Below are 23,058 nucleotides of genomic sequence, written 5' to 3' on the forward strand. Positions count from 1 at the left end.
GAAGGGCCGGGCCGGTGCGCTACTGGTGCTGCGGGTCGGGGCCGACCGGGGACGGCTGCGGGGCGGGCCCGGGCACCTGCAGCAGCCCGGCGGTGAGGGGGTGTCGGGGTGCGGTGCGCAGGCGGGCGGCCGGGCCGTGCTCGACGAGCCGGCCGGCGTCGAGCACGGCGAGGGTGGTGGCGAGGGCCGCGGTGTCGCGGTCGTGGGTGATCAGGACCAGGCACAGGTCCGGGTCGGCCCGCAGCAAGCCCTCCAGGAGGGTCAGCAGGCCGCGCCGGGTGACGGGGTCCAGGCCGGAGGTGATCTCGTCGCAGATCAGGACCCGGGGGCGGGCCAGCAGGGCACGGGCCAGGGCGGCGCGTTGCAGTTCGCCGCCGGACAGCTCCGCCAGGGTGCGGTGCGGGAGGTCGCCGGTGAGGCCGAGGGAGCGCAGGGTGCGGACGGCGTCGGCGGTGGCCTCGGCGCGGGGGCGGTGGCGCAGGCGGACGGCGCTGCGGGCCACCTGGTCGAGGATCGTGCGGTGGGTATCGAAGGAGGCGTGGGCGTCCTGGAAGACGTACTGGACCGCGGCGAGTTGGGCGCGGGTACGGTCGCGGAGGCTGCGGGGCAGCGCGGCGCCGTCGAGCCGGAGCTGTCCGTCGTGGGTCCGGTGGAGTCCGGCCAGGCAGCGGCCGAGGGTGGTCTTGCCGCTGCCGGAGCGGCCCACGACAGCCAGGCAACCGGGGACGAGCCGGAGTTCGGGGACGTGCAGGACGCGGGAGCTGCCGTGGCGGGCGGTGAGGCCGCGCACGCGGAGGACGGCGTCCGGGGCGGGGAGGGCAGAGGACGGGGCCGGGAGGGCAGAGGACGGGGCGGGCGGAGCGGCCGCTGCGGTGGGGTCGGCCGAGGTGAGCAGGGCGCGGGTCCGGGGGTGCTGCGGGGCGTGTCGGAGCAGCTCGGGCGGGCCGGATTCGACGAGGCGGCCGGCGTGCAGGACATGGACCTCGTCGGCCAGCGCGCGGACGACGTCCAGATCATGGCTCAGCAGCAGGACGGCGATGCCCTGCCGGGCCACGGCGGCCAGCCGGCCGGTGATCTCGCGCTTCGTCAGGGCGTCCTGACCGGTGGTCGGTTCGTCCGCGACGATCACCGTGGCGCCGGCCAGCAGTGCCTGGGCGAGGACCACCCGCTGCTGCTGGCCGCCGGAGAGCTGGTGGGGGTAGCGCTTCAACAGGGTCTCACCGTCGGGCAGTTGGGCTCGGGCGAGGGCGTCCAGTACCCGGTGGCGCAGGGCGGGGCGGCGGGCACGGCGCGGCAGGTGGCGTACCTGGGGGCGGGCGATGTCCTGGAGGAGCGCGGCCACCGGCCGGGCGGGGTTGAGGGCGGTGGCCGGGTGCTGGGGGACGTAGCCGACGGGGGTGTCGGGGACGGACACCTCGCCGGTCACCGTGGCGCCGGGCGGGTACGCGTGCAGGAGGGCGCGTCCGGTGGTGGTCTTGCCGCTGCCGGAGGCGCCGATGAGTGCGGTGATCCGGCCGGGTGCCAGCCGCAGGCTCACGCCGTCGACGAGGGCGCGGCCGTCGACCTCGACCCGCAGATCCCGGATCCGGGCAATCTCGTGGGCGGTGTGCACGGTCACGGCTCGTCCTTCTCGTTGGGCCCCGGTGCGGGATAGGTGGCGTCGGCGGGCGGGGGTTCGGGGGCGGGCGGTCGCTCCCGGCCCGGTGCGGGGCGGGGCGTGCGTCCGGCGAGGGCGGCGTCGAAGAGCAGGTTGGTGCCCATGGTCAGCGCCACGATCAGCAGGGCGGGCAGGGCGACGGCCCAGGGCTGGACGAACATGCCGGTGCGGTTGCGGTCGACCATCACCGCCCAGTCGGCGGCGTCCGGTGCGGCGCCGACGCCGAGGAAGGAGGCCGTGGCGACCAGGTAGAGCACGCCGGTCAGCCGTACCCCGGCGTCGGCCGCCAGGGTGCGCAGCGCGGCACGGCCCACACAGCCCAGGGCCGTGCGCGCCCAGGACTCGCCCTGCATGCGCAGCGCCTCGACCACGGGGCGGGCGGCCGCCTCGGCGGCGGCGGCCCGGACGGCGCGGGCGGCATCGGGGATGTTGACCAGGGCCACCAGCAGCGCGATGCCCGCCGCGCCGGGCCGGACGACCGCCGCGACCAGCAGGACGAGCAGCAGCGAGGGCACCGCGAGCAGCACGTCCAGCGGCCGGGTCAGCAGCTCGTCCAGCCAGCGGCGGTGGGTCAACGCGCCGCACAGGCCCAACGGCAGGGCCACCGCGTAGGCCAGCGCGGTCGCCGCGAGGGCGGCCAGGACCACCGGGCGTCCGCCCAGCAGTACCTGGCGCCAGACGTCCCGGCCGACGAAGTCGGTGCCGGCGCCGTGCCCGCCGCCGGTGGTGAAGGAGGCGCCGCGCGGTCCGGGCTCCCCCGCGAACAGCGGGCCGAGCAGGGCCAGCAGCAGGGGTACGGCGAGGACGATCAGGGCGCAGGCCCAGCGCCGCCGCCTCATGCCGCCACCCCGGCCCGGGGCGTGCAGCGGTAGATGACCGTGTCCGCGGCGAGGTTGAGGACGACGCCGGTGACGGCGAACACGACCGCCAGTCCTTGCAGGACGGGGACATCGCGTTCCGCCACGGCGTTCATCAGGACCGTGCCCAGTCCGGGGATCACGAAGAGGGCCTCCACGACGATGACTCCGCACAGCAGCCAGTCGACGGTGCGGGCGAGCTGCTGGGCGGCGGGGGCCAGGGCGTTGGGCAGGGCGTGGGCGTAGCGGAGGCGGGCGCCGGGGATGCCGTAGCGGCGGGCGTGGGCGATATGGGGCGCGGCCAGTGCGTCGATCATGCCGGCGCGCACCAGCCGGGCCAGCGAGCACACGGGCCGGGACAGCAGCACCAGCACGGGCAGCACCAGCACCGCGGGGTGGGCCGTCAGGTCGTCGCCGTGGCCGACGGCGGTCGGCGGCAGCCACTCCAGCCGCAGGGCGACGACGGTGACCAGCAGCACGCCGAGGGCGAACTCCGGTACGGCGTAGACGCCCAGGGTCACGGCGCTGATCAGGCGGTCGACGAGCCGTCCTTCGTGCCGGGCGGCCAGCACGCCGAGGCCGCCGGCGAGGGGGACGAGCAGCAGCAGGGTGAGGGTGGCGAGCAGCAGGGTGGGGCCGAAGCCGTCGGCGAGGTAGGAGCTGACCGGGCGGCCGGAGACCAGGGAGCTGCCGAGGTCGCCGTGCGCCAGCCCGGCCGCCCAGTCCACGAGGCGTTCGGCGGCGGGCCGGTCCAGGTGCATGGTCTCGCGGAGGGCCGCGATCCGTGCGGGGTCGGGCTGGTCGCCGGCGAGCGCCACCGCGGCGTCGCCGGGCAGCGCCTCGGTGAGGGCGAAGACGAGCAGCACGACGGCGACGGTCTGCCCGGCGCCGAGCAGCAGCCGCCGGAGCAGCCAGGGCCGCAGGCCGGTCATGTGAGCCACACCCGGTCGAAGCGGGCCCAGTCGAGGGTGTTGGCGGGGGCCCGGCGGTCCACGCCGCGCACGGTGCGGGCGGTGCCCACGATCCAGTCGGCGAAGCCCCAGACCAGGAAGCCGCCCTCGGTGTACAGCCGGCGCTGCATCCGCGCGTAGACGGCGGCCCGGTCCTCGGTGTTCCGGGTGGACTGGGCCTGCTGGTAGAGGGCGTCGAAGTCCTTGTGCCGCCAGTGGGTGGCGTTGGTGGTGGAGGTGCTCAGCAGCCGCTGGGAGAAGTGCGATTCGAGGGGCATCGCGCCGGAGCGGTAGCAGCACAGGGTGCCGGAGTCGAGGGTGTCCTGCCAGTAGCTGTCCTTGCTGCCCATCGCCACCTTCACCCGTACGCCGGCCTTGGCCGCCTGGTCGCGGAAGATGGCGGCGGCCTCGGTGAATCCGGCGGCGACGGCCGAGGTGTCCAGGGTGACGCGCAGGCCCTCGGCGCCGGCCTTCTTGAGCAGATGCCGGGCCCGGTCGGGGTCGGGGCGGCGCTGCGGCAGGCCGTCGGCGTAGTACTGATAGCCCTTGCCGAACAGGTCGTTGCCGATCTCGCCGGCGCCGGAGAGCGCGCCTGCGACGAGTTCCCGGCGGTCGGCGAGGAGGAAGAAGGCCTCGCGTACCCGCCGGTCGTCGAACGGCGGCCGGTCGGTCTTCATGGCGAACGACTGCATCGTGCTGTTGCGCAGCCGTACGATCTCGATCTGCCCCTTGCCCTCGTGGGTGCGGGCGGTCGTCGGGGTGAGTTCATGGGCGTATTCGACCTGGCCGCCGAGGAGGGCGTTGAGCCGCGCGGACTCCTCGTTGGCGACCAGGAACTCCAGTCGCTCCAGGTGGGGCGGGCCGTCCCAGTAGTCCTCGTGGCGCCGGAAGACGGCGGAGCGGCCGGGGGTGAAGGACACGAAGCGGAACGGGCCGCTGCCGACGGGCGCGGTGAAGTCCTTCGTGCCGTCGGGGACGATATAGGCGCCGAACGCGGCGAGCAGGTTGGGGAATTCGGCGGTGGGGTGCTTGAGGACGAATTCGACGGTCCGCTCGTCCACGGCCCGGCTGGCGGTGAGGTCGAGGGGCGCCAGCGAGGCCTTGGCGCGGAAGGCCTGCCGGGGGTCGGCGATGCGCCGGTAGCTGTAGAGCACGTCCCGGGCGGTGACCGGCTTGCCGTGGTGGAAGACCGCCTTGCGCAGGCGCACCGTCCAGCGGTCCAGCCCGGCGTTCGGCTCCCAGGACGTGGCGAGCCGGGGCCGGGCGGAGAGGTCGGCGCCGAAGTCGGCGAGCTTGTCGAACAGCGCCTTGGCGCGGGCGACATCGGCGAACAGGTTGGCCCGGTGCGGGTCGAGGGTCTCCTCGGCGCCGCCGCCGGCGAAGGCGGCGCGCAGGGTGCCGCCGCGCCGTGGCCGGCCGCCCGCGGCGTCGCCGGAGGGAGCGGTTCCGGTGCATCCGGTGAGGGCGAGCGCGCCGAGGCCGGCGGCGCCCCCGGCGGCGAGGAAGCCGCGGCGGCGCAGGCCGGGGAAGCGGGAGTCGGGAGCGGGGCCGTCGTGCATGGCGGTGTCCTTGGTGTGGGCGGGGGCGGTGGCGGGGTGTCAGTCGGTGGGGGTCAGCCGGGCGACGAGGTGGAGCCGGTCGCCGTCGGCAAAGGCTCCCGGGGCGGTGCCCTCCTGCCAGGCGGGCTCGGTGCGCGGGCCCGGTCCGTCGTGCAGTTCGAGGACCTGGAAGCCGTGTGCGGTGAGGGCTCGGCGCAGTTCCTGCGGGAAGAGCAACCGCCAGGCGGAGTCCTGTTCATGGGGCGGGGAGCCGTCGTCGGCGCTCCAGCGGCGGGTGCGGCGCAGCAGCTGGGCCGTGCGGTCGACGGACAGGGTGGTGGTGGAGGTGTAGGCGGTGCCCTGCCAGGTGAAGCCGTGGACGGCCGGGTCGTCGAGCAGTTCCGTGCGGCCGAGGAAGAAGGCGCCGTTGCGCATTTCGGCGACGAGCAGGCCGCCGGGCAGCAGGGCGCGTCGGCAGGAGGCGAGGAAGCCGTCGAGTTCGGTGTCGGTGTGGCAGTAGAGCAGGGCGCTGTCCAGGCAGACGACGGCGTCGAAGGGTGCCCCGGGCAGGTCGAAGCCGCGCAGGTCGGCCCGCAGGTATTCCGGGCCGGGGTGGTGGGTGCGGGCGTACGCCAGCATCGCGGTGGAGAGGTCGGCGCCGACCACCCGGCGGCCGGCCCGGTGCAGTTGGGCGGCGTCGCGGCCGGTGCCGCAGCCGAGGTCCAGGACGCGGCGGCCCGCACGGTGGCGGCGCAGGCAGTCCTCCGCCCAGCGGCCGGCGAGCCGGTCGGCGTCGGGGAAGCGTGCCTCGTACAGCTCCGGGTTGTCGGTGAGCAGGTTGGCGCCGTTCGCGGGGGTCTTGTCGGGGTCCGTGGCCGTCTCCTCGTCCGGCGCGGACGGCTCCGGCTCCGACGCCCGCTCCAACTCCCGCTCCGGCTCCGGCTCCGCGGTCGTCCGTTCCGGCAGCGCGCGCCGCCGGTGCAGCCAGGCGACGCCGGCCGCGGAGAGCAGTCCGAAGGCCAGACAGCACGCCCACGGCAGCCACGGCATCCGCATCCGATCGCCGGTGTCCATGGCCCAGCCGACGACGGTGTTGCCCGCCGCCGCGGCGATGCCGGAGACGACGTAGAACACCCCGAAGTAGGTGCCGGTGAGTCCGGTGCGTCCGAAGGCGGGGATCAGCTCCATCACGAACGGCTGGGCGATCATGACGCCCAGGTAGAGCAGCAGCGCACCGGCCAGCACCGGAAGAGCCCGCAGCACGGCGGCTCCCGCGCTGCCGGGCGGCGCCTCCAGCCCGGCGACGGCCATCGGCGGGACGAACGCCAGGCCCATCAGCCCCAGCCCGGCGGCGATCCACCGCGTCCGCGCGCCGCGTTCCTTGAGCGCCCGGGTCAGGCGCATCTGGAGCGCGAGGTTGGCGAGGGTGCCGACGAGGAAGACCAGGCCGGCCGCGCCGTCCCAGCCGGTGGCCCGCTGTGCGCCGCCGGGCAGCAGCAGGTACAGCTGGTTCTGCAGGGTGAACATGCCGACCATGGCCAGCGCGAAGGCCAGGAAGGCGCGGTTGCCGAGGACCTCGCGCCAGTCGGCGAGGACACCGCCCTCGGCCGGCGGCACCTCGACGGGCGGCAGCACCAGGGCCTGGGCGACGGTGAGCAGGGCGAAGAGCGCGGCGGCGGTGAGTGCGGCGATGCGGAAGTCGACGAGCAGCAGGGCGCTGCCGAGCAGCGGCCCGACCAGGGCGCCGGTGGTGGCGAAGACGTTGAAGAGGGCGAAGGCCTCGGCCTGCCGGCTGCCCGCGCGCTGTGCGAGGTAGGCGCGCACGGCGGGGTTGAACAGGGCACCGGCCAGCCCGCTGAGGACGGACGCGGCGAGCAGCACGGCCAGGCCGTCGCCGAGCGCGAACAGCCCGAAGCCGACGGTCCGCAGCGCGCAGCCGGCGATGATGACGCCGCGGGCACCCAGCCGGTCGGACGCCGAGCCGCCGATGAGGAAGAGCCCCTGCTGGCTGAGGTTGCGGACGCCGAGGACGATGCCGACGACCGCGGCGGACATCCCCAGGTCCTTGCTCAGGTGCACCGCGAGGTAGGGAATGAGCAGGTAGAAGCCGATGTTCACGCCGAGCTGGTTGATCAGCAGCAGGCGGACGGCGAGCGGAAAGCCGCGCAGCTCGTGCCAGGTCTTCACCGCGGTGCCTCCGCTTCGTGGCGTACGGGTGCCCGGTGCGGGCGGGGGCGGTGGACCGGGCGGATGCCGAGGCCCGGCAGCCGGCCGGCGCGTACGGTGCCGTCCGTGCCGCCGATGCCGGTCCAGGGGTCGTGGGCGAGCAGCAGATGGCCGTCGAGGTCGGCCCATCGGGCCCGGTCGGCGAGGTGGACGGCGGGCGCGAGGCCGAGGGTGCTGGCGGTCAGGCAGCCGAGCATCAGCGCGGTGCCGCTGCCGGCGAGCAGTCCGGCGATGCGCAGTGCCGCGGTGACGCCGCCGCACTTGGCGAGTTTGACGTTGATGCCGTGCACCCGTCCGGCCAGCCGCCGGGCGTCCTCCTCGTTGGCCGCGTCCTCGTCGGCGATGACGGGCAGGGGTGAGCGGGCGGCGAGGGCGGCCAGCGCCTCGGGGTCGCCCGGGGCCAGCGGCTGCTCGACGGCCTCGACCCCGAGGGCCGCGTAGCGGGGCAGGAGGCTGTCGGCCTGGGCGGTGGTCCAGGCGCCGTTGGGGTCGAGCAGCAGCCGGGCGTGCGGGGCCGCGCCGCGGATCGCCAGGACCCGGTCGAGGTCGTCCTCGGGGTCGGGGAGGCCGACCTTGACCTTGAGGACGGAGAAGCCCTGCCGGGCCAGCCGGGCGGCCTGTTCGGCCCCGGCGCGGGGGGCGCCGATGCCGAGGGTGCGGGCGGTGGTGGCGCTCGGCGCGGTGGGGGCGCCGAGCAGCTGGTGCAGGGGGCGGCCGGCGCGCTTGCCGACGAGGTCGAGCAGGGCGGACTCCACCGCCGCGGTCACCGCCGGCGGGGTGCCGGGCGCGGGGAGTGCGCCGGCCCGCAGGGCGTCGAGCGCGGTCTCGGGGGTGCGGTAGCGGGCGAGGGCGCCGGCGGTGTCGTTCAGCAGGCGGCGGATGGTGCGGGCGTCCAGGCCGTAGTAGGTGCTGCTGACGGCCTCGCCGTAGCCGCGGTGTCCGCGGTGCTCGACGGCGAGCCAGACCGCGTCGCGGGCGGCCATCGTGGCGCGGGAGATCCGCAGGGGCTGGGCGAGGGGGAGTCGTACGGTGCGGTGGCGGACCTTCACGGGGTGTCTTTCCGGGGGGTTCGGCGGGCGGGGCGGTGCGCGGCGGCGGTGGGTGCGGGCGGTGAGCGCCGCCGGCCGGCGGGGGCGGGCGGGCCGTCGGCCGCCAGCGGGTCGGTGACGGTGCGGCAGCGGGTCCAGCCGGTCGCCTCGGCGGCCCGCGGGTGCGGGATCTCGACGGGGCGGGTGGCGGCACGGTCCAGGTCCAGGCCGTGGGCGGTGGTGAAGTCGTCGTCGAAGACGCTGTGGAGGTAGCGCTGCGGCCCGTCGGGGAAGACCGTGGCGACCACGGCTCCGGGGTGGACGCGGGCGGCCCAGGCTGCGACGAGGGCGGCCGCGCCGGTGCTCCAGCCGCCGCTGACGAAGTTGCCGGCGGCCAGCCGGCGGCAGGCGTCGGCGGATTCGGCGGGACCGACCCAGTGCACCTCGTCGAACGCGTCATAGGCGACGTTGCGGGGGTGGATGCTGCTGCCGAGGCCGCGCATCAGCCGGGTCCTGGCGGGCTGGCCGAAGATGGTCGAGCCGGTGGCGTCCACGCCGATCAGCCGCAGGCGCGGCCAGTGCCGGCGCAGCGGGCCGATGACGCCCGCGCTGTGGCCGCCGGTGCCGACGCTGCACACCAGGATGTCGAGGTGGTCCAGCGCGGCGGCCAGCTCGGCGGCGAGGGAGGCATAACCGGCCACGTTGTCGGGGTTGTTGTACTGGTCGGGCCAGTAGGCGCCGGGCAGCTCGGTCAGCAGTCGGCGCAGCCGCGCCAGCCGGGCCGCCTGCCAGCCGCCCTCGGCCGCCGGCCGGTCGACCAGTTCGAGCCGGACGCCGTAGGTCCGCAGCAGCCGCCGCATCGACGGCTCCAGTTCGGTGTCGCCGACCAGCACGACGGGATGGCCCAGCGCCTGGCCGGCGAAGGCCAGCCCGATGCCGAGGGTGCCGGAGGTGGACTCCACCACGGGGGCGCCGGGCGGCAGTTCGCCGCGCTCGCGGGCGCCGAGCAGCATGGCCACCGCGGCGCGCGCCTTCATACCGCCCGCGCCGAGCCCTTCGAGCTTGGCCCAGAAGCCGGGGTGCGGGCAGGGCAGGCCGGTGGTGACGCGGGCGAGCGGGGTGCGGCCTAGCAGGCCGAGCAGCTCCCGGTTGCCAGTGGGCAGGAGTGCGGTGGTCACCGGGCGGCTCCGGGTGCCGGGGCGCGGTAGCGGTGGATGCTGCCGGGTCCGCCGTCGAGCCAGAAGAACGGGTAGGGCTCGGCGCATACGGCGCTGACCCCGGCGCCGAGGAAGCGCGGCAGCACCGCGCTCCCGGTCTGCGCGAACATCACCAGCGGCAGGCCGTGCCGCAGCGCCGCCTCCCGCAGCGGCTCGAAGCTGCCGTTGCCCAGGGTCATCCCGGAGGCGAGCACCGCGTCGCAGTGCGCCAGTTCGGCGAGCGCGTCGGTGCGGACGGGCTCGCCCCACTCCGTCGTGCCGCCCTTGAGATCGCAGGGCACGTACGACAGGCCGCGGGTACGCAGCGCCTCCAGCAGCGAGTTGACCACGCCGACCACCAGCACCCGTGCGCCGGGCGGGGCGTCGAGCAGTCCGGTGACGGCCCGCGCCCGGGCCCGCGACTTCCGCAGCGAGGACCCGGCCGGCAGGGACCAGGGCCGGGCGCCGTTGGCGGGGGTGTGCGGCAGCGCCTGGGTCAGATAAGCGTCCAGGGCGGCCACCCGCACCGGGCGCAGCGGGTGGTCCAGGAGGCGGGCGATGTCGGCGCCCACACAGTCCTCGACGGCGGCGTCCGGCAGCGCGCCGGGCTCCACCGCGCAGGAGCCTACCGCCGCGCCGAGCCGCAGGCTGAGTACCTCGTTGCGGTAGCCGCCGGCGCGGCCCTCGTGGCGTACGGCCTGCCGGGTGCTGAAGGCCACGGCAATGCGCCGGGTGCGCGGGTCGGGGCCGAACTCCCCGTCGAGGACGCGCGCCACCAGCTCGTCGTACGAGGCGGCGGGGGCCGGGGTGCTGCGGGCGGGGGTGCGGGTGAGGGCCGGGGTCATGGGGTCACCACCCGCGGGCGCAGTCCGGACAGCAGGGCCTCGACCCGCTGTCGGGCGCCCGGGCCGTCGGCGTCGCCGGCCATGACGTGTCCCAGGTAGGCGTTGTTGCTGCCGGCCTCCTTGACGGTGTGGCCGGGCGCGGCGAGGTGGAGTTCGAGCAGGTCCGGCGCCTGCCGTACGAGGTCGTCGCCTTCGATCGCCGCCAGCACGCCCGTGGTCCGGGGCACGAGGAAGCCGATCGCGGCACTGGACAGCCCGGTCTCCCGGGTCCGCAGGTCGGGCCGCCGGCCCAGGGCCAGGTCCACCGCGGCGGCGGCGAGGTCGATGCCGCCGACGTGCCGGATGAGTTCGGTGATGCGGTTGCCGGCGGGCCGCGGGTTGACCTCGACCAGGCGCGGCCCGTCGGGCGTCAGCTTGATCTCGGTGTGGGCCACGACGCCGTCCAGCCCGAGCGCCGCCAGCGCCCGGCAGGCGGTCTCCCCGGCCGCCGCCGCGTCCTGCGCGGGCAGCGCGGCGGGGAACATGTGGCCGGTCTCGATGAAGGCCGGTGCGCCGCCGACGCTCTTGTCGGTGACCCCGACGACCTGGGTGCGGCCCTCGAACGTCACGGTCTCGACGCTCACTTCGGGCCCGTGCAGCAGCTCTTCGAGGAGGAACACGGGGGTCCGGCGCTGGCCGCGCGCGTTGACGGGGAAGTCGTCCAGCGCGCGGCAGGCGCTGACCAGCTCCGCCTCGTCGTCGATGCGCCGGACGAACATGCCCGCGCACAGGTCGACGGGCTTGAGCACCAGTGGGTATCCGATCGAGGCCGCCGCGGCGGCGGCCTCGGAGCGGTCCGCGCAGCGGGCGAAGCGCGGGCCGGGCAGCCCGGCGGCGGCGAGCAGTTGCCGGGTGGTGTCCTTGCGGCAGGCGTGCTCGACCGCGGTGGGCGCGGGCCCCGGCAGCCGGAGGCGGTCCGCTATGCGCGCGGCCGTCGGGAGGTAGTAGTCGCAGGACGTGAGCACCCCGTCGAAGCCGAGGACGGGCTGCAGCTGCTCGATGTACGGCAGCAGGGTGTCGGGGGTGTTGGTGTCGGCGGTCAGTACGTGGCGGGCGCCGAGCAGCGGGTGGGCGGTGCCCTCGGGCGCGGCGCGCAGGTAGTGGTGCAGGTCGCGGGTGAGGAAGGTGAACTCGTGTCCGGCTTCCCGGATCGCGCGCGGGAGCAGTCTGCTCATCGCTCCGACCCAGCTCTCGACCATCAGCAGATGAGCCACGGTGTCCCTTCGTCGCGGGCGGTGTGCGGGCGTGGTGGTGGCGGTCGCCCAGGGGGCGGTGGAGCCCGGGTGGGGACCGGCGGGCTTGACCGAGCCACACTGTAAACGATAATCATTTTCAACACCAACCTCCGCAGCGCCCTCCCTCCCCTTCCGCCCTCCGAATGCGAGATCCGTGATGCCCTCACCGCGCCGCACCGCCCTGCTCTGCGCCCTCGCGGCCACCGCCGCCGTCCTGCCCGCCGCCCCGGCCCATGCCACTCCCCCGGCCCCCGCCCTCCACTTCGGCGCCTGCCCGCACTCCGTCCCCGCCCCGCCGGCCCCCGACCGCGTCGAATGCGCCCACCTGCACGTCCCGTTGGACCGGAGCCACCCGGACGGCAAGCAGCTCCGGCTCGCGATATCCCGCGTCCGCGCCTCGGGACCGGCGTCCGAACACCGCGGCGTCCTGCTGGTCAACCCCGGCGGGCCCGGCGGCCCGGGCCTGGCCTACGCCGTGACCAAGCGCGCCAAACTGCCCGAGCGGGTGCGCCGTTCGTACGACGTGATCGGCTTTGACCCCCGCGGCACGGGCGGCAGCGCACCGGCGGACTGCGGGCCGATGGGCGGCCTCTTCCAGAGTCCGGGGCCGGATCCCGTGCCGGTGGGGCGGGCGGCGGAGCGGGCCGCGCTCGACGGGCTGCGGCGGACCGCGGACGACTGCGCCCGGGGCGTCGAGGACGCCCTGCCGTTTCTGTCGACCACGGAGACCGCCCGCGACATGGACGCGATCCGGGCGGCGCTCGGCGAACGCCGCATCGGCTTCCTCGGCGTCTCCTACGGCAGCTACCTCGGGGCCGCCTACGCCGCCCGCTTCCCCCACCGGACCGGCCGGATGGTGCTGGACAGCGTCGTCGGCCCCTGGGACTGGTACGACTTCGACCTCCGCCAGGCCCGGGCGATGGTGCGCCAGCGGGCGGTGTTCTTCGCGTGGGCGGCCCGCGGCTCGGACCGTTTCGGGCTCGGCACCGACCGGGCCGCGGTCCGGGCCGCGTATCTGCGGGTGCGGGCCGGCCTCGCGCGCCACCCCGTGGACGGCTTCGGCCCGGCGGAGTTCGACCGCGCCGTGTACCGGGCGCTGGGCCGCACCGAACGCTGGGCCGGTCTCGCCGAGGGCCTGCGTGCCTGGCTGCGCGACGGCAGTGTGGGGCCGCTGCGCCCGGCGGAGCCCTTCGACGGCGCCGCGTCACGCACGTACGAAGCCGCCAACCGCACCGTCAAGTGCGCCGACGGCCCGCCGCCCGCGCCCTCCCGTGTCCTGGCCGACCTGCGGCGGATGCGGCGGCTCACCCCGCATCCCGTCCTCACCGGGATGGAGGCCTCGGTATGCGCCTACTGGCACCACCGCCCCGCCCACCGCACCCCGCTCGGCGGCCCCCGCACCCCGCCGGTCCTGCTGATCGCCTCCGCGCACGACCCCGTCACGCCCCTCGCCGGCGCCCGCGCATTCCAGCGGCGGCTGCCCGTATCCCGTCTGGTCACCCTGCACCACGACTACTCCCACGGGGTGTTCGCCAGCCGGGGCAACCGCTGCGTGGACGAGGCGGCCGCGGCCTATCTGGTCGACGGCAGGGTGCCGCACTCGGATGTGCACTGCGCGGGGCCGGGACTCCCTACGCCCTGACCCGCACCGGCTCCTGCCGGCCGGCGCCCGCCACGGGCTGAGGGCCGGTCACCGCCGCCAGAACAGGTGGTGCGTCACGCCGCTCGAACTGGGCACCACATCGAGGTGGAACCGGTCGAGCAGCTCGTCGGGGGACTCCCACAGGCGCAGCCCGGACCCGAGCGCCACCGGCGAGACCGCCACATGCAGGGTGTCGACGAGGTCGGCGTCCAGGAACTGCCGGATGGTGCTGACTCCGCCGCCGAGCCGCACGTCCTTGCCCTGCGCCGCTTCCCGCGCCTGCGCGAGGACGGCGGCCGGGTCGCCGGCGACGAAGTGGAACGTGGTGTCGGAGAGCGTGAACGACGGACGCGGATGGTGGGTCAGCACGAAAACCGGAGTGTGGAACGGCGGCTCGTCGCCCCACCAGCCCTGCCACTCATGGTCCTTCCAGGGGCCGCGCTGGGGCCCGAACTTGTTGCGGCCCATGATCTCGGCGCCGATGTTGCGTGCGTAGTCCCGCGTGAGGTAGTCGTCCAGGCCCCGGCTCCCCCCGGAGTCGGTGCGCATGGGCCAACTCGCCGTGGCCCCGGCCCAGGCGAACAGCCTCCCGGGATCGACATGGCCGAAGGGCCGCTCCAGGGTCTGGTCCTCGCCGGCACCGATGCCGTCACTCGAGACGCTGAAGTTCTGGACTCTCAGGAGCTGAGCCACGTGTTCCTCCTGTGCGGGCGATGACAACGGTGAGACTACTCAAGCCGGACAGGGCCCTCGCCGCATCCGCGGCAGACATGGCGTCACTCGTCAGCCGCGCCCGATGAGCAGATGCCGCGGGCCGCGCAGCACCGGGCTGCGGCGGTACTCGGGCGGGTCCTCGATCAGGCGGGGCGTGTCGAGGTGCCGGATGAGTTCGTGCAGGGCGATCTGCGTCTCCAGACGGGCCAGTGGCGCGCCGAAGCAACTGTGCACCCCGCTGCCGAATCCGAGGTGCTGGTTGTCCTCGCGTGCGGGGTCGAAGCGGTCGGCGTCCGCGAACCGCTGGGGATCGCGGTTCCCGGCTGCCAGCATCAGGATGAGAGGCGAACCCTTGGGAATCGTGCGGCCCGCGACCTCGATGTCGGCCAGCGGGGTGCGCTGCGGAAGCATCTGGACGGGTGGCTCGAAGCGCAGCAACTCCTCCACCGCCAGCGGCATCAGCTCGGGTTCCCTGCGCAGGCGCGCCAGCGCGTCGGGGTGGCGCAGCAGCGTGAGCATGCCGTTGGTGATCAGGTTGACGGTCGTCTCGTGGCCGGCGATGAGCAGCAGGACCCCGGTGGCCATGGTCTCCAGCGGGGTGAGCTGCCCCTCGGGGCCCGCGTCGTTGACGAAGGCGGAGAGCATGTCGCCGGAGGGGTGGCCGCGGCGCCGCTCGGCGAGATCGCCCAGGTACAGCGCCATCGTCTTCCGCGCCTCGGTGCCCGCGCGCTGCCGCTCCGCGGGGTCCTCGTCGGGCGTGGGGTCGAACCCCGCGACGATCGCGTCCGACCACTCACGGAAGCGCGGCTCGTCCTCGGCCGGTACGCCCAGCAGCCGGCAGATCACGGTGACGGGCAGCGGATAGGCGAAGTCGTCGACGACATCGATCCGTTCCTTGTCCGCGAGGCCGGCGAGGAGGTCCCGCACGATGCGGGTGATGTCCTCGTGCATCCCGTCGATCCGGTCGGGGGTGTGGGGCGGGCCGAAGGAGCGCATCGCCATGCCGCGCAGCCGGTGGTGTTCGGGGTCGTCGAGTCCGATGAAGGACGGCGGCACCCCCTCGTCCGTGCCCGCGGCCCCGTCCGGCACGGTGCGCTGCCGCCGGTCCGAGGAGATCCGCGGGTCGTGCAGCAGCGCCGCGATCTCGTGGTACGTGCCGACCAGGTAGCTGCCGTCGTCCTGACGCGCCACCCCGTTCTCGCGGAGTTCGGCGTAGAGCGGATAGGGGTCGGCGCGGTTCGCGTAGTCGGTGATCCGCTGGAACAGGGTGTCCGCAGCCATGCTCGGGAGCTCCTCGTCGCTAGGGAGTGGCGGTGGTCTCAGCGGGCCGGCTGCACCACGGTCAGGCGCCGGTCGGGCAGATGACCGGTCAGGGCGACCGTCGGACCGTGCGAGAGCAGCTTGGGGTCCGGTACGTCGGAGGGGACGGGCACCGGGGACTCTCTCTGGTCGGCGGCTCCCGGCGCGGGCGGGAAGGGCGCCGCCGTCTCGATCAGGTGCCGGTAGTAGTCCAGCGATCTGGCCTGGTTCACGCTCACCGCCGCGGTGACCCGACCGCGGTAGCCGTAGACGGCGACCAGCCGGGCGTCCTTGAGCGACCCCTGCGCGATGACCACCTGGTCGGAGAACGTGGGCACCCCGACGGACTTGATGTTGAGGCCGAACTGGCTGGACCAGAACGCCGGCACGGTCAGGTGCGGGCGTCGGCGCGGCCCGGGGCTGACCATGTTGTGGGCCGCCACCTCCGCCTGCGCCACGGCGTTGCCCCAGTGCTCCAGGGACAGCAGCTGGTACTCGAAGAGCGGGTGCGGGAACCTGGCCACATCACCGGCGGCGAAGATGTCGTCGGTGACGATGCCGTACATGTCGAAGGCGCGGCACCCCGCGTCGCAGGTCACGCCCCTCGGCCCGGCGGCGAGCCCCGACTCGGCGAGCCACTCGGTGTTGCGGACCGCGCCCAGGGCGATCACCGCGATGTCGGCGTCGATCCGCGTCCCGTCGGAGAACTGCGCGCCGGTGAGCCGGCCGTCGCCCTCCAGGGCGGTGACCGTCACTCCGCAGCGCAGGTCGACCCCGTGCGCCCGCTGCAACTTCGCCGCCAGCTCGCCCAGCGTCCCGCCGAGCGCGCCGACCAGCGGCGCCGGCCCGCGCTCCGCGACCGTCACCTCGAGTCCGCGCTCCCGGCAGGCGGAGGCGATCTCCGAGCCGGTGAACCCGGCGCCGATGACGAGCACCCGGCGCGGTCCGGCGTCCAGGCGCGCCGCGAGCGCGGCCGCGTCGCCGCTGGTGCGCAGGGTGAACACCCCGTCCAGGGCGGCCTCGTCCGGGTGGGGCCAGGGCCGGGCACGGGTTCCGGTGGCGATCAGCAGCCGGTCGAAGGGGACATCCGCACCGTCGTCGAGGAGCACCCGCTTCCCGACCGGGTCGAGCCCGCCGGCCCGCACCCCGAGTCTCCAGTCCGCGTCGAGCCGGCGGCGCTGCGGGAGTCCGGTCCGGTCCGCGGCCACCTTCCCGAGCAGGACCTGTTTGGACAACGGCGGTCTGTCGTAAGGGGGATGCGTCTCGTCCCCGATCAGGGTCAGCGAGCCGGTGAACCCCTCCGCGCGCAGCGTCTCGGCCGCCCGCAGCCCGGCGAGCGAGGCTCCGACGATGACGATCCGGTCGGCACGCGGTTCACCGAGCACCGGTGCCCGCCTCCTCGCCCACGAGGATCGCCTGCACCGGGCAGGCGGCCACCGCCCGCCTCACCCGTTCCCGCTGCTCCTCCGGAACGACCGGGGTGTACAGCAGACTCTCCTCGCCGTGCATCGTGAACACACCGGGGGCGAGGAACGCGCACTGCGCATAGCCCTGACACCGATTGAGATCGACGACGATATGCATCCCGAGCCGCTCCTCCCACTACCGGTGCCGCGCCATACCCGTCCCCCCTGTCTATCGCCGCTCCCGGTGCGACGCAGTGAGCGCTGGGCCATTCGGGGGGTTGCGCAGGGTGGTGACCGGCGAAAGCGGCCCGTGGACCGGGGTGGCCGATCCTCTCCCCCGCACCGGCACTCACTCCCACACGGCACGGACACGAGCACAGGCGCGCGCGGGAACCTGGACGCCGACGCGCACACCCGCACCACCTCCGACGGCCACACTCACGCACCACCGATGTCGTTACCGTCACCCGGGCCGCTCGCCCACACTCCACCACACCATCACCGGGCGCCGAGCATAAGCCTCAAAGGAGTGAAAAACGGATGGAGTTCGGATCCGAGCGGCAGCCGTCACGGACCCCGGCCGTCTCTCGGATGGCTCATTACTGACTCTTTTCTTCTCTGCCCGGACAGGCCGAAGAAGAGCCCAACTCCCCATGGACGAAGGCACGTTCGGCGGCCACCATACTCCCCTGCGGCACACTTCCCAGGACAAGGACAAGAGACCTGGGGTTAATTGCTGAGAGAGATGAGTAACATCCAGCCAACCGCAGATCGATCAGGCGAGAGAGAGCAGGCTGTTGTCATGTCAGACTCGGAGTTCACTGCGCAGGTGGCCGCCAAGCTGGAGCGCGTCACACAACAGATCAACGAACTGCAGAAACTCAAGGCGAAGCTGGAGGACATCCAGCTTCTCGACAGCCAGGCACCGGAGGAAACCGCCGCACCGCAGCCCGCTGAGGCCGACAAGGCCGCGGCAACTCCGGTGACCGTGCCCGCGGCGCGCCGGCCGGCTCCCGCCGCGCCGAAGGCCAAGCCCGCGAAGAAGGCGGCGGACCGGGCGGCGAAGAAGCCCGCGAAGAAGGCCCCGGCCAAGGCAGCCCGGAGCGCCAAGAAGCCCCCGGCCAAGGTGGCAGGCAGCAGCAAGAAGACGCGCAAGGCCACGACGGCCCGGGTCAAGGCGCGGCAGAAGAACACCACGCGCGCCGACCGCGTGCTCGCCCTGCTCGACGAGCAGCCGCGCACGGTGGCGGAGATGACGAAGCTGCTGACGCGGGAGCACCCGGAGCACACCGCACCGGAGACCGCCGTGCGCAACACCTTGGAGACCTCGCTCGTCTCCAGGGGACTGGCCCACCGCAGCAAGCAGGGCCGGAGCGTGTTCTACTCGCGTCCCGCCGCCGGGTCCGCGACCGCGGCCAAGGCGAACGACACCGAGCAGGCCGCCGAGGAAGCCGCGCCCGCCTCGGTCTGACCCGCCCTCGCTCCCGTCTGCGGCCTCGTCGCCCGCGGCCCTCACCGGCCGCCCGCGGCAGGCGGACGGGAAGCGGCAGCCGACCGTCCGAGTCACCGGCGCAGGGCTCGGACCGACCGACCGATGACCGGGGCGTGCGGGCCCCGGCAATCGCGTGGACGAGCGGGGTGTGCCGGGGTGGCACACTGCGGAGTACGGCCCGGCGGCGCGGCCCCGAAGACCGCGTGCCGACGGCTCCGGACGCGCGGTGCCCCACGGGGTGCGGGGCGGGTCCGGGGCGTGGTGTGACCAGGGCGATCAGACCGCCGCGGCCGGGTTGCCGGCCCCGTCGGCGGGGGTACTTCCCGGGGGCTCGGAGGAAGTATCTTGACGAACCGGCCTCGACCGATCTTGACTGCCAGGGTCCCTCCCCGCCGGGCCCCACCACGGGTATCGCCCCTCTCACCGAAGGTCACGAACATGACGGTTGACGCCATCGCCACTCCGGCCGCCACCGCCGCCACCGAAGTCGGGCAGTTCCTGCTCGGCGATTCCTTTGCCTGCCTTGCCGGCCGCTCGGCCTGGCGGCAGGGGGGCATCACGCACCGCCATTACACCTGGTTCGGGGATGACGCGGCGGCCGCGGAGATGGCGGCCGATCTCCAGGCGTATGTGGCGTCGGTGGACTGGGCCGCCAAGCCCTTCACCAGCTTCGTGGCCACCTTCTCGGGACCGCTGCAGCTGGAGGAGACGGAGTTCGAGGCGCTGCTGTGGCAGCACCTCCAGGCGGTGCACGACCATGACAGCCGGCTGCACACCTGGGCGGAGGGCTACGACCCCGACCCGTCGTCCGGCGCCTTCGCCTACAGCGTCGCCGGGCACCCGTTCTTCGTGATCGGGCTGCACGAGACCCACCGCCGCATCGGGCGCCGTCCGCCCTTCCCGATGCTGGCCTTCAACTCGCACGACCAGTTCAACCGGATCAAGGCCGCCGGCCTGTGGGACCGGCTGCAGGAGAAGATACGCAAGCAGGACATCGAGCTCCAGGGCGACATCAACCCCAACCTCCTGGAGTACGAGAAGCTCTCCGAGGCCCGCCGCTACTCGGGCCGTCCCAAGCCGGCCGACTGGGCGTGTCCGTTCTCCGCCCGGGTCTGAGCCGCCTGCTCCGCGTGACGTACGGCCCGCCCCGATCGGCCCGGCCCGCCGGGTCGCTGCCGGGCCCGGCAGCGACCGGTGACCGTGGCGCCCGTCAGGCGGTCGCCGCCCGCAGCACGCCCTGGCGGGCGAGCTGGCGGTCGTGGAGCCGGCTGAGCAGCAGGAGCGAGACGATCGCCCCGAGGAGTGCGCAGGCCATGTCCCACTGGGTGTCCCAGCGGTCCCCCTGCGTCGCGAGGTAGGCATCGGCCGCGGCCCCGCGCACCAGCGCCGCCCACCACTCGATCAGCTCGAAGAACGCGCTGAACGCCAGGCAGGCGCAGACGGTCAGCGGCGCCAGCCAGGAGCTGTTGCGCAGGGGCGAGGTGCGGACCAGGATCTCGCGGACCAGGATGGCCGGCACGAAGCCCTGGGCCAGGTGCCCGATGCGGTCGTACGGGTTGCGGGAGAGGCCGAGGACCTCCTCCAGCCAGTGGCCCAGCGGCACCTCGGAGTAGGTGTAGTAGCCGCCGACGATCAAAATCAGCGCGTGCACGGCCAGCAGGCAGCACAGCAGCGGGCTGAGCGGAAAGCGCCGCCAGAGCACGACCAGCAGCGGCAGGCCGACGATCACCCAGCAGGTCTCCATCAGCCAGGTGGGACGGTCGTGCGGGCCGATGCCCGACAGGGCCAGGGCGAGGAGGACGGCCGCGGCCAGCACCGGCGGCAGCATGCGGGAAACGGTCAGGGCCTTCATGGCTAAGCCTCGAAACGTGGGGGGCGGTTCGGCGCGGCTCGGCCCAGGGATGAGCGGGCAGTCCGGTGCCCCCGTACGGCACACGCGAGGGCCGGCGGCCGTCGCGCAGCGCCCCGTACGGGACCGAACCCTCCGCCGCGCACTCATGCGTTTCACCCTCCGGCGCGGGCCGGAGGGTGTCATGAGTACCGCTACTCAGTTCCGTGCCGGGGGGTGTGAAGGTGCGCGGCGCGACGGTGACCGTCCGGCAATTCCGTCGTTCCCGGCCTTCGTGATCTTCCCGGCTGCCTCCGTCGGGGCATCAGCCGTCGGCCGCGGCCCGCGTGCCAGGCTCCGTCCGGGGTGCGCGGCTCAGGTGAGGGAGCGCCGGTCGCCCGCGCACAGCGCCCAGATGATGACGATGTCGATGGCCAGGAGGGTGAGGGCCCAGAGCGGGTAGTGCGGAATCCAGAGGAAATTCGCGACCGCGCCGAGGCCCGCCAGGATCACACCGACGATGCGGGCCCAGGTCGCCCCCTTGAAGAGCGAGAGGCCGGCCAGCAGGATGACGATTCCCAGGATGAGATGGGCCCATCCCCAGCCGATGACATCGAAGCTGAACACGTAGTGCCGGGTGGTGAAGAAAATCCGGTCGTTGGCGATGGCGGAAATGCCCGCGAGAATCGTCATGGCGCCACCGAATACCAGCAGCACCGCGGCGAACTGCGTCCACCTGGTGACGGCTTTCCTTTTGGTCATGGCCCGCCTCGTCGAGGAAGAGTAGCTGTGGACCGGCGACCTGCCCGGTGCGCTGAGAACCCTTCCAAGGTTCCACGGGCAGGTGCGCGGCGCATCTCATCGGGCGGGTCGGGCCGGGCTCACACGCGGCTATGAACAGGGGTCGGGCAAGGGGTCCCGCACACCGGGGCGACCGGGCGAGGAGGAAAAGCGATATGCGCCATCCGGCCGTCCGGGGGAATCTCCGCTGTCCCGCGAGAACTGTTTTCCCCTTTTCCGGAGCGATCCCCGTAGGGCCTTTCCCCTCTTCCTCCCGCCACCGACGTGCGGCCGACTGCGCGGGGCGGTGCAATGGAGACCGTGGGCCGCGGCTGCCGGCCCGGTGCGCCCGCCAGGGCAGATGGTGCGCACCGATGAGTGAGCGAGGCCGGAGAGTGAGCGAGGTGTCCCCGTGAGTGACCAGGACTACGAGCAGGAGAGGCAGGACGGCGGCTCCGGTGCCGGGCCGTCCGCCACAGACCCCGCCGACGACATGAGCGCCAAGATCGCGCAGCTCAAGAAGCTGACCGAGCTCAAGACGCAGGGAGTGCTCACCGACGCCGAATTCGAGGCGGAGAAGCGGAAGCTCCTGGAGTCCTGACCGCCCGCGCCCGGCAGTCCTGACCGGCTGAGGCCCGGCGCCCCGCGGCTCGTTCCCGCGGCGCCGGGCCCGCCGTCTCCGTACACACCTCGCCCCGTCAGCCCGACCCGCCACAACGGCCGGAAACACTGGCTTGACTGTCGCGGTGTTCCCGGTGACGTGCACATGGCGCATATACGATCGGATGTCCCCCCTACGGGAAGGCCATCCCCCATGAACAAGACCACCGGTCGCAGAACCAGCTGGCTCCTGCTGCTCGCCCTGGGCAGCCTGGCGGCGTTAAGCGTGCCGACCGCGAGTGCGGCCACGCGCATACCGCGCACCACCGTCGACACCGGACGCGCACGAGGGTGCGTCATGGTGTACTTCGACCTCGGCGAGACGCTGGTGCACACGGCCAAGGACGAGAGCGTGCGCTACATGCCGGGAGCCGCGGAGCACCTGCGCGCGCTGCGCGCCCGGCACATTCCGGTCGGCCTGATCACCAACGTGCCCTCCTCCTGGGGCACGACGGACGCGGAGCGTGCGGCGAAGCTGAAGGAAGTGATCGACAAGGACTGGGCCGACAAGCGTCCGTTCGCCTGGTCCGACTTCGGGGACCGGATCTTCACCCCGCGGACCGAGGCGGAGCGCAAGCCCGCACCCGCACTGTGGGAACGCGCCAAAAAGGCCGCGGGCCCCTGCCGGGTGGTCTACCAGGCCGAGACGAAGGACGAGGTGCAGGCCGCCGGGGCACTCGGCTACGTCACGTACCTGGCGACCCGGCCGCACTGGCCCGCGTATCTGCCGGTGCCGCTGATCGCCGCACTGGCCCGGCTCCCCTTCCCGAACGCGGCTTCCGCCCGGGTGAGTTGAGCACCGCGGCCCACCGCACGTACGGGTGCGGTGGGCCGCGCGGCGGCACGCGGGGGGGGGTGGCCGCAGGCATCTCCCGCCCCCGGACCGCCGCCGTCTCACTCCAGCTGGGTCGCTCCCCGGCAGATCAGACACACGATGCGGCGGGCCATCTCCGGCATGGTGGTCTTGCCGACACCGTGCACCTGCACCACCGTCTGCGGTGCGGAGAAGGCGTGCTCCTGGCACAACGCGGCGCCGCAGTTGCGGCAGATCGCCACCGCGGCGGTGCCGCTGTCCGGCACACAGTCGTAGCAGTTCATGCGCATTCCGATCTCGTGGGAAGGGCCGGCGCGGGCCTCAGCGGCAATGTACGACGCGGTGCGGGACGGAACCGGAAGCACAGTGCCGGGTCGGGGCGGACTCACCTGGCCGCGCCACGACGACGATCCGTGGAGAGGCTCACCACGCACGGCTGCCCCCGAGCGGGAGCGCTCGGGGGCAGCCGGAGACGGAAGCGGAATCAGGACGGGGTGGCCGGTGCGCCGTCAGTCGACCGGCTCATGCGGGATCGGCTGGTCGGGGTGGACGCCCGGGGCCTTGGTCTCGCCGACCCGCCCGGTTCCGGCCTGGTCGGTGTCGGGCATCGTCGCGTCCGGACCGTCGGACTCGTGCTCCGACAGTTCGGGGTCCCACGGGTCGGGGACCTGGCTGTCGGCATCGGCCTGCTGACTCGGCAGGTCGTGGGGCAGCGGGGCGTTGTCGTCGCCGGTCGTGTCGTTACGGGCCATCAGTGGGCGCGCCTCCTCGCTGGCGTGTGGATCGGGTGTCCAGGCCCGGTACCCGGCTTCCGCCACGTCATGCCCGGCACAGGAGTTGTAGCGAAGATCG

Annotated in this window: 22 protein-coding genes and 1 pseudogene; 5 read left to right on the plus strand and 18 right to left on the minus strand. The window is 74.0% G+C overall.

The annotated features are described in order from the left end of the window. Nucleotides 1-19: 19 nt before the first annotated feature. From IEY78_RS15340 to IEY78_RS15385, 10 genes and pseudogenes are all read right to left on the minus strand, one after another. Nucleotides 20-1,618, minus strand: coding sequence for an ABC transporter ATP-binding protein (locus IEY78_RS15340; RefSeq protein WP_189098547.1), 1,599 nt, complete (start codon nucleotides 1,616-1,618; stop codon nucleotides 20-22). After that, entirely contained in the window at nucleotides 1,615-2,496 is an 882-nt protein-coding gene (locus tag IEY78_RS15345) for an ABC transporter permease subunit (RefSeq protein ID WP_229699964.1), read from the minus strand. Before IEY78_RS15345 ends, IEY78_RS15340 begins: the two co-directional genes overlap by 4 nt. Further along, complete coding sequence (locus IEY78_RS15350; RefSeq protein WP_189098549.1) at nucleotides 2,493-3,446, minus strand: ABC transporter permease; 954 nt, start codon at nucleotides 3,444-3,446, stop codon at nucleotides 2,493-2,495. Before IEY78_RS15350 ends, IEY78_RS15345 begins: the two co-directional genes overlap by 4 nt. Continuing rightward, nucleotides 3,443-5,023, minus strand: a complete 1,581-nt coding sequence (locus IEY78_RS15355; protein WP_189098551.1) for an ABC transporter substrate-binding protein — start codon at nucleotides 5,021-5,023, stop codon at nucleotides 3,443-3,445. Before IEY78_RS15355 ends, IEY78_RS15350 begins: the two co-directional genes overlap by 4 nt. A 39-nt stretch (nucleotides 5,024-5,062) precedes the next feature. Continuing rightward, on the minus strand, nucleotides 5,063-5,839 hold the full coding sequence (locus IEY78_RS15360; RefSeq protein ID WP_229699985.1) for a class I SAM-dependent DNA methyltransferase: 777 nt from the start codon (nucleotides 5,837-5,839) through the stop codon (nucleotides 5,063-5,065). A gap of 102 nt (nucleotides 5,840-5,941) precedes the next feature. Then, nucleotides 5,942-7,189 (minus strand): annotated as a pseudogene (locus tag IEY78_RS15365) (MFS transporter); the annotation flags it as partial. Further along, a complete protein-coding gene (locus tag IEY78_RS15370; protein WP_189098553.1) occupies nucleotides 7,186-8,277 on the minus strand; it encodes a dipeptide epimerase in 1,092 nt (363 codons plus the stop codon). The gene IEY78_RS15370 and the pseudogene IEY78_RS15365, both read right to left, overlap by 4 nt. Then, nucleotides 8,274-9,434, minus strand: a complete 1,161-nt coding sequence (locus IEY78_RS15375; RefSeq protein ID WP_189098555.1) for a PLP-dependent cysteine synthase family protein — start codon at nucleotides 9,432-9,434, stop codon at nucleotides 8,274-8,276. The genes IEY78_RS15370 and IEY78_RS15375 overlap by 4 nt, the downstream gene beginning before the upstream one ends. Next, the gene (locus IEY78_RS15380) at nucleotides 9,431-10,297 is read right to left on the minus strand and encodes a hypothetical protein (RefSeq protein WP_189098557.1); all 867 of its coding nucleotides are present in this window, start codon (nucleotides 10,295-10,297) and stop codon (nucleotides 9,431-9,433) included. The genes IEY78_RS15375 and IEY78_RS15380 overlap by 4 nt, the downstream gene beginning before the upstream one ends. After that, complete coding sequence (locus IEY78_RS15385; protein ID WP_189098559.1) at nucleotides 10,294-11,550, minus strand: ATP-grasp domain-containing protein; 1,257 nt, start codon at nucleotides 11,548-11,550, stop codon at nucleotides 10,294-10,296. The genes IEY78_RS15380 and IEY78_RS15385 overlap by 4 nt, the downstream gene beginning before the upstream one ends. Before the next feature lie 178 nt (nucleotides 11,551-11,728). On the opposite strand from IEY78_RS15385, the gene IEY78_RS15390 reads away from it, so the two are divergent. Further along, nucleotides 11,729-13,213: an alpha/beta fold hydrolase gene (locus tag IEY78_RS15390; protein WP_189098561.1), complete on the plus strand. Its 1,485-nt coding sequence runs from the start codon at nucleotides 11,729-11,731 to the stop codon at nucleotides 13,211-13,213. Between the two features lie 48 nt (nucleotides 13,214-13,261). On the opposite strand, the gene IEY78_RS15395 is transcribed toward IEY78_RS15390, so the two are convergent. From IEY78_RS15395 to IEY78_RS15410, 4 genes are all read right to left on the minus strand, one after another. Next, entirely contained in the window at nucleotides 13,262-13,906 is a 645-nt protein-coding gene (locus tag IEY78_RS15395; RefSeq protein ID WP_189098563.1) for a dihydrofolate reductase family protein, read from the minus strand. 90 nt (nucleotides 13,907-13,996) lie between these two features. Then, nucleotides 13,997-15,208: a cytochrome P450 gene (locus IEY78_RS15400; RefSeq protein WP_189098565.1), complete on the minus strand. Its 1,212-nt coding sequence runs from the start codon at nucleotides 15,206-15,208 to the stop codon at nucleotides 13,997-13,999. Between the two features lie 38 nt (nucleotides 15,209-15,246). Next, nucleotides 15,247-16,611: an NAD(P)/FAD-dependent oxidoreductase gene (locus IEY78_RS15405; protein WP_189098567.1), complete on the minus strand. Its 1,365-nt coding sequence runs from the start codon at nucleotides 16,609-16,611 to the stop codon at nucleotides 15,247-15,249. Next, entirely contained in the window at nucleotides 16,601-16,810 is a 210-nt protein-coding gene (locus IEY78_RS15410) for a ferredoxin (protein WP_189098569.1), read from the minus strand. The genes IEY78_RS15405 and IEY78_RS15410 overlap by 11 nt, the downstream gene beginning before the upstream one ends. Nucleotides 16,811-17,434: 624 nt before the next feature. On the opposite strand from IEY78_RS15410, the gene IEY78_RS15415 reads away from it, so the two are divergent. After that, nucleotides 17,435-18,103, plus strand: a complete 669-nt coding sequence (locus IEY78_RS15415; RefSeq protein ID WP_189098571.1) for a hypothetical protein — start codon at nucleotides 17,435-17,437, stop codon at nucleotides 18,101-18,103. A 459-nt stretch (nucleotides 18,104-18,562) separates the two neighbouring features. Continuing rightward, a complete protein-coding gene (gene gntA / locus IEY78_RS15420; RefSeq protein ID WP_189098573.1) occupies nucleotides 18,563-19,240 on the plus strand; it encodes a guanitoxin biosynthesis heme-dependent pre-guanitoxin N-hydroxylase GntA in 678 nt (225 codons plus the stop codon). 94 nt (nucleotides 19,241-19,334) lie between these two features. On the opposite strand, the gene IEY78_RS15425 is transcribed toward gntA, so the two are convergent. Both IEY78_RS15425 and IEY78_RS15430 read right to left on the minus strand, forming a co-directional pair. Beyond that, the gene (locus IEY78_RS15425; protein ID WP_189098575.1) at nucleotides 19,335-19,976 is read right to left on the minus strand and encodes a DUF2238 domain-containing protein; all 642 of its coding nucleotides are present in this window, start codon (nucleotides 19,974-19,976) and stop codon (nucleotides 19,335-19,337) included. A 351-nt stretch (nucleotides 19,977-20,327) separates the two neighbouring features. After that, nucleotides 20,328-20,714 carry a DUF7144 family membrane protein gene (locus IEY78_RS15430; RefSeq protein ID WP_189098577.1) on the minus strand — a complete coding sequence of 129 codons (387 nt, stop codon included), beginning with the start codon at nucleotides 20,712-20,714 and terminating at the stop codon, nucleotides 20,328-20,330. A 430-nt stretch (nucleotides 20,715-21,144) separates the two neighbouring features. Here IEY78_RS15430 and IEY78_RS35010 point away from each other — a divergent pair, with 430 nt between their 5' ends. Then, complete coding sequence (locus IEY78_RS35010; RefSeq protein ID WP_308290153.1) at nucleotides 21,145-21,333, plus strand: SHOCT domain-containing protein; 189 nt, start codon at nucleotides 21,145-21,147, stop codon at nucleotides 21,331-21,333. 213 nt (nucleotides 21,334-21,546) lie between these two features. Beyond that, a complete protein-coding gene (locus tag IEY78_RS15440) occupies nucleotides 21,547-22,188 on the plus strand; it encodes an HAD family hydrolase (RefSeq protein ID WP_229699965.1) in 642 nt (213 codons plus the stop codon). A 98-nt stretch (nucleotides 22,189-22,286) separates the two neighbouring features. Here the strand turns inward: IEY78_RS15440 and IEY78_RS15445 are convergent, their stop codons facing one another. Further along, nucleotides 22,287-22,490, minus strand: a complete 204-nt coding sequence (locus IEY78_RS15445; RefSeq protein ID WP_189098579.1) for a DUF2180 family protein — start codon at nucleotides 22,488-22,490, stop codon at nucleotides 22,287-22,289. A gap of 225 nt (nucleotides 22,491-22,715) precedes the next feature. After that, nucleotides 22,716-22,958 carry a hypothetical protein gene (locus tag IEY78_RS15450; RefSeq protein WP_189098581.1) on the minus strand — a complete coding sequence of 81 codons (243 nt, stop codon included), beginning with the start codon at nucleotides 22,956-22,958 and terminating at the stop codon, nucleotides 22,716-22,718. Between the last annotated feature and the right edge of the window lie 100 nt (nucleotides 22,959-23,058).

The organism is Streptomyces kronopolitis (assembly GCF_014646275.1).
Classification (GTDB): domain Bacteria; phylum Actinomycetota; class Actinomycetes; order Streptomycetales; family Streptomycetaceae; genus Streptomyces; species Streptomyces kronopolitis.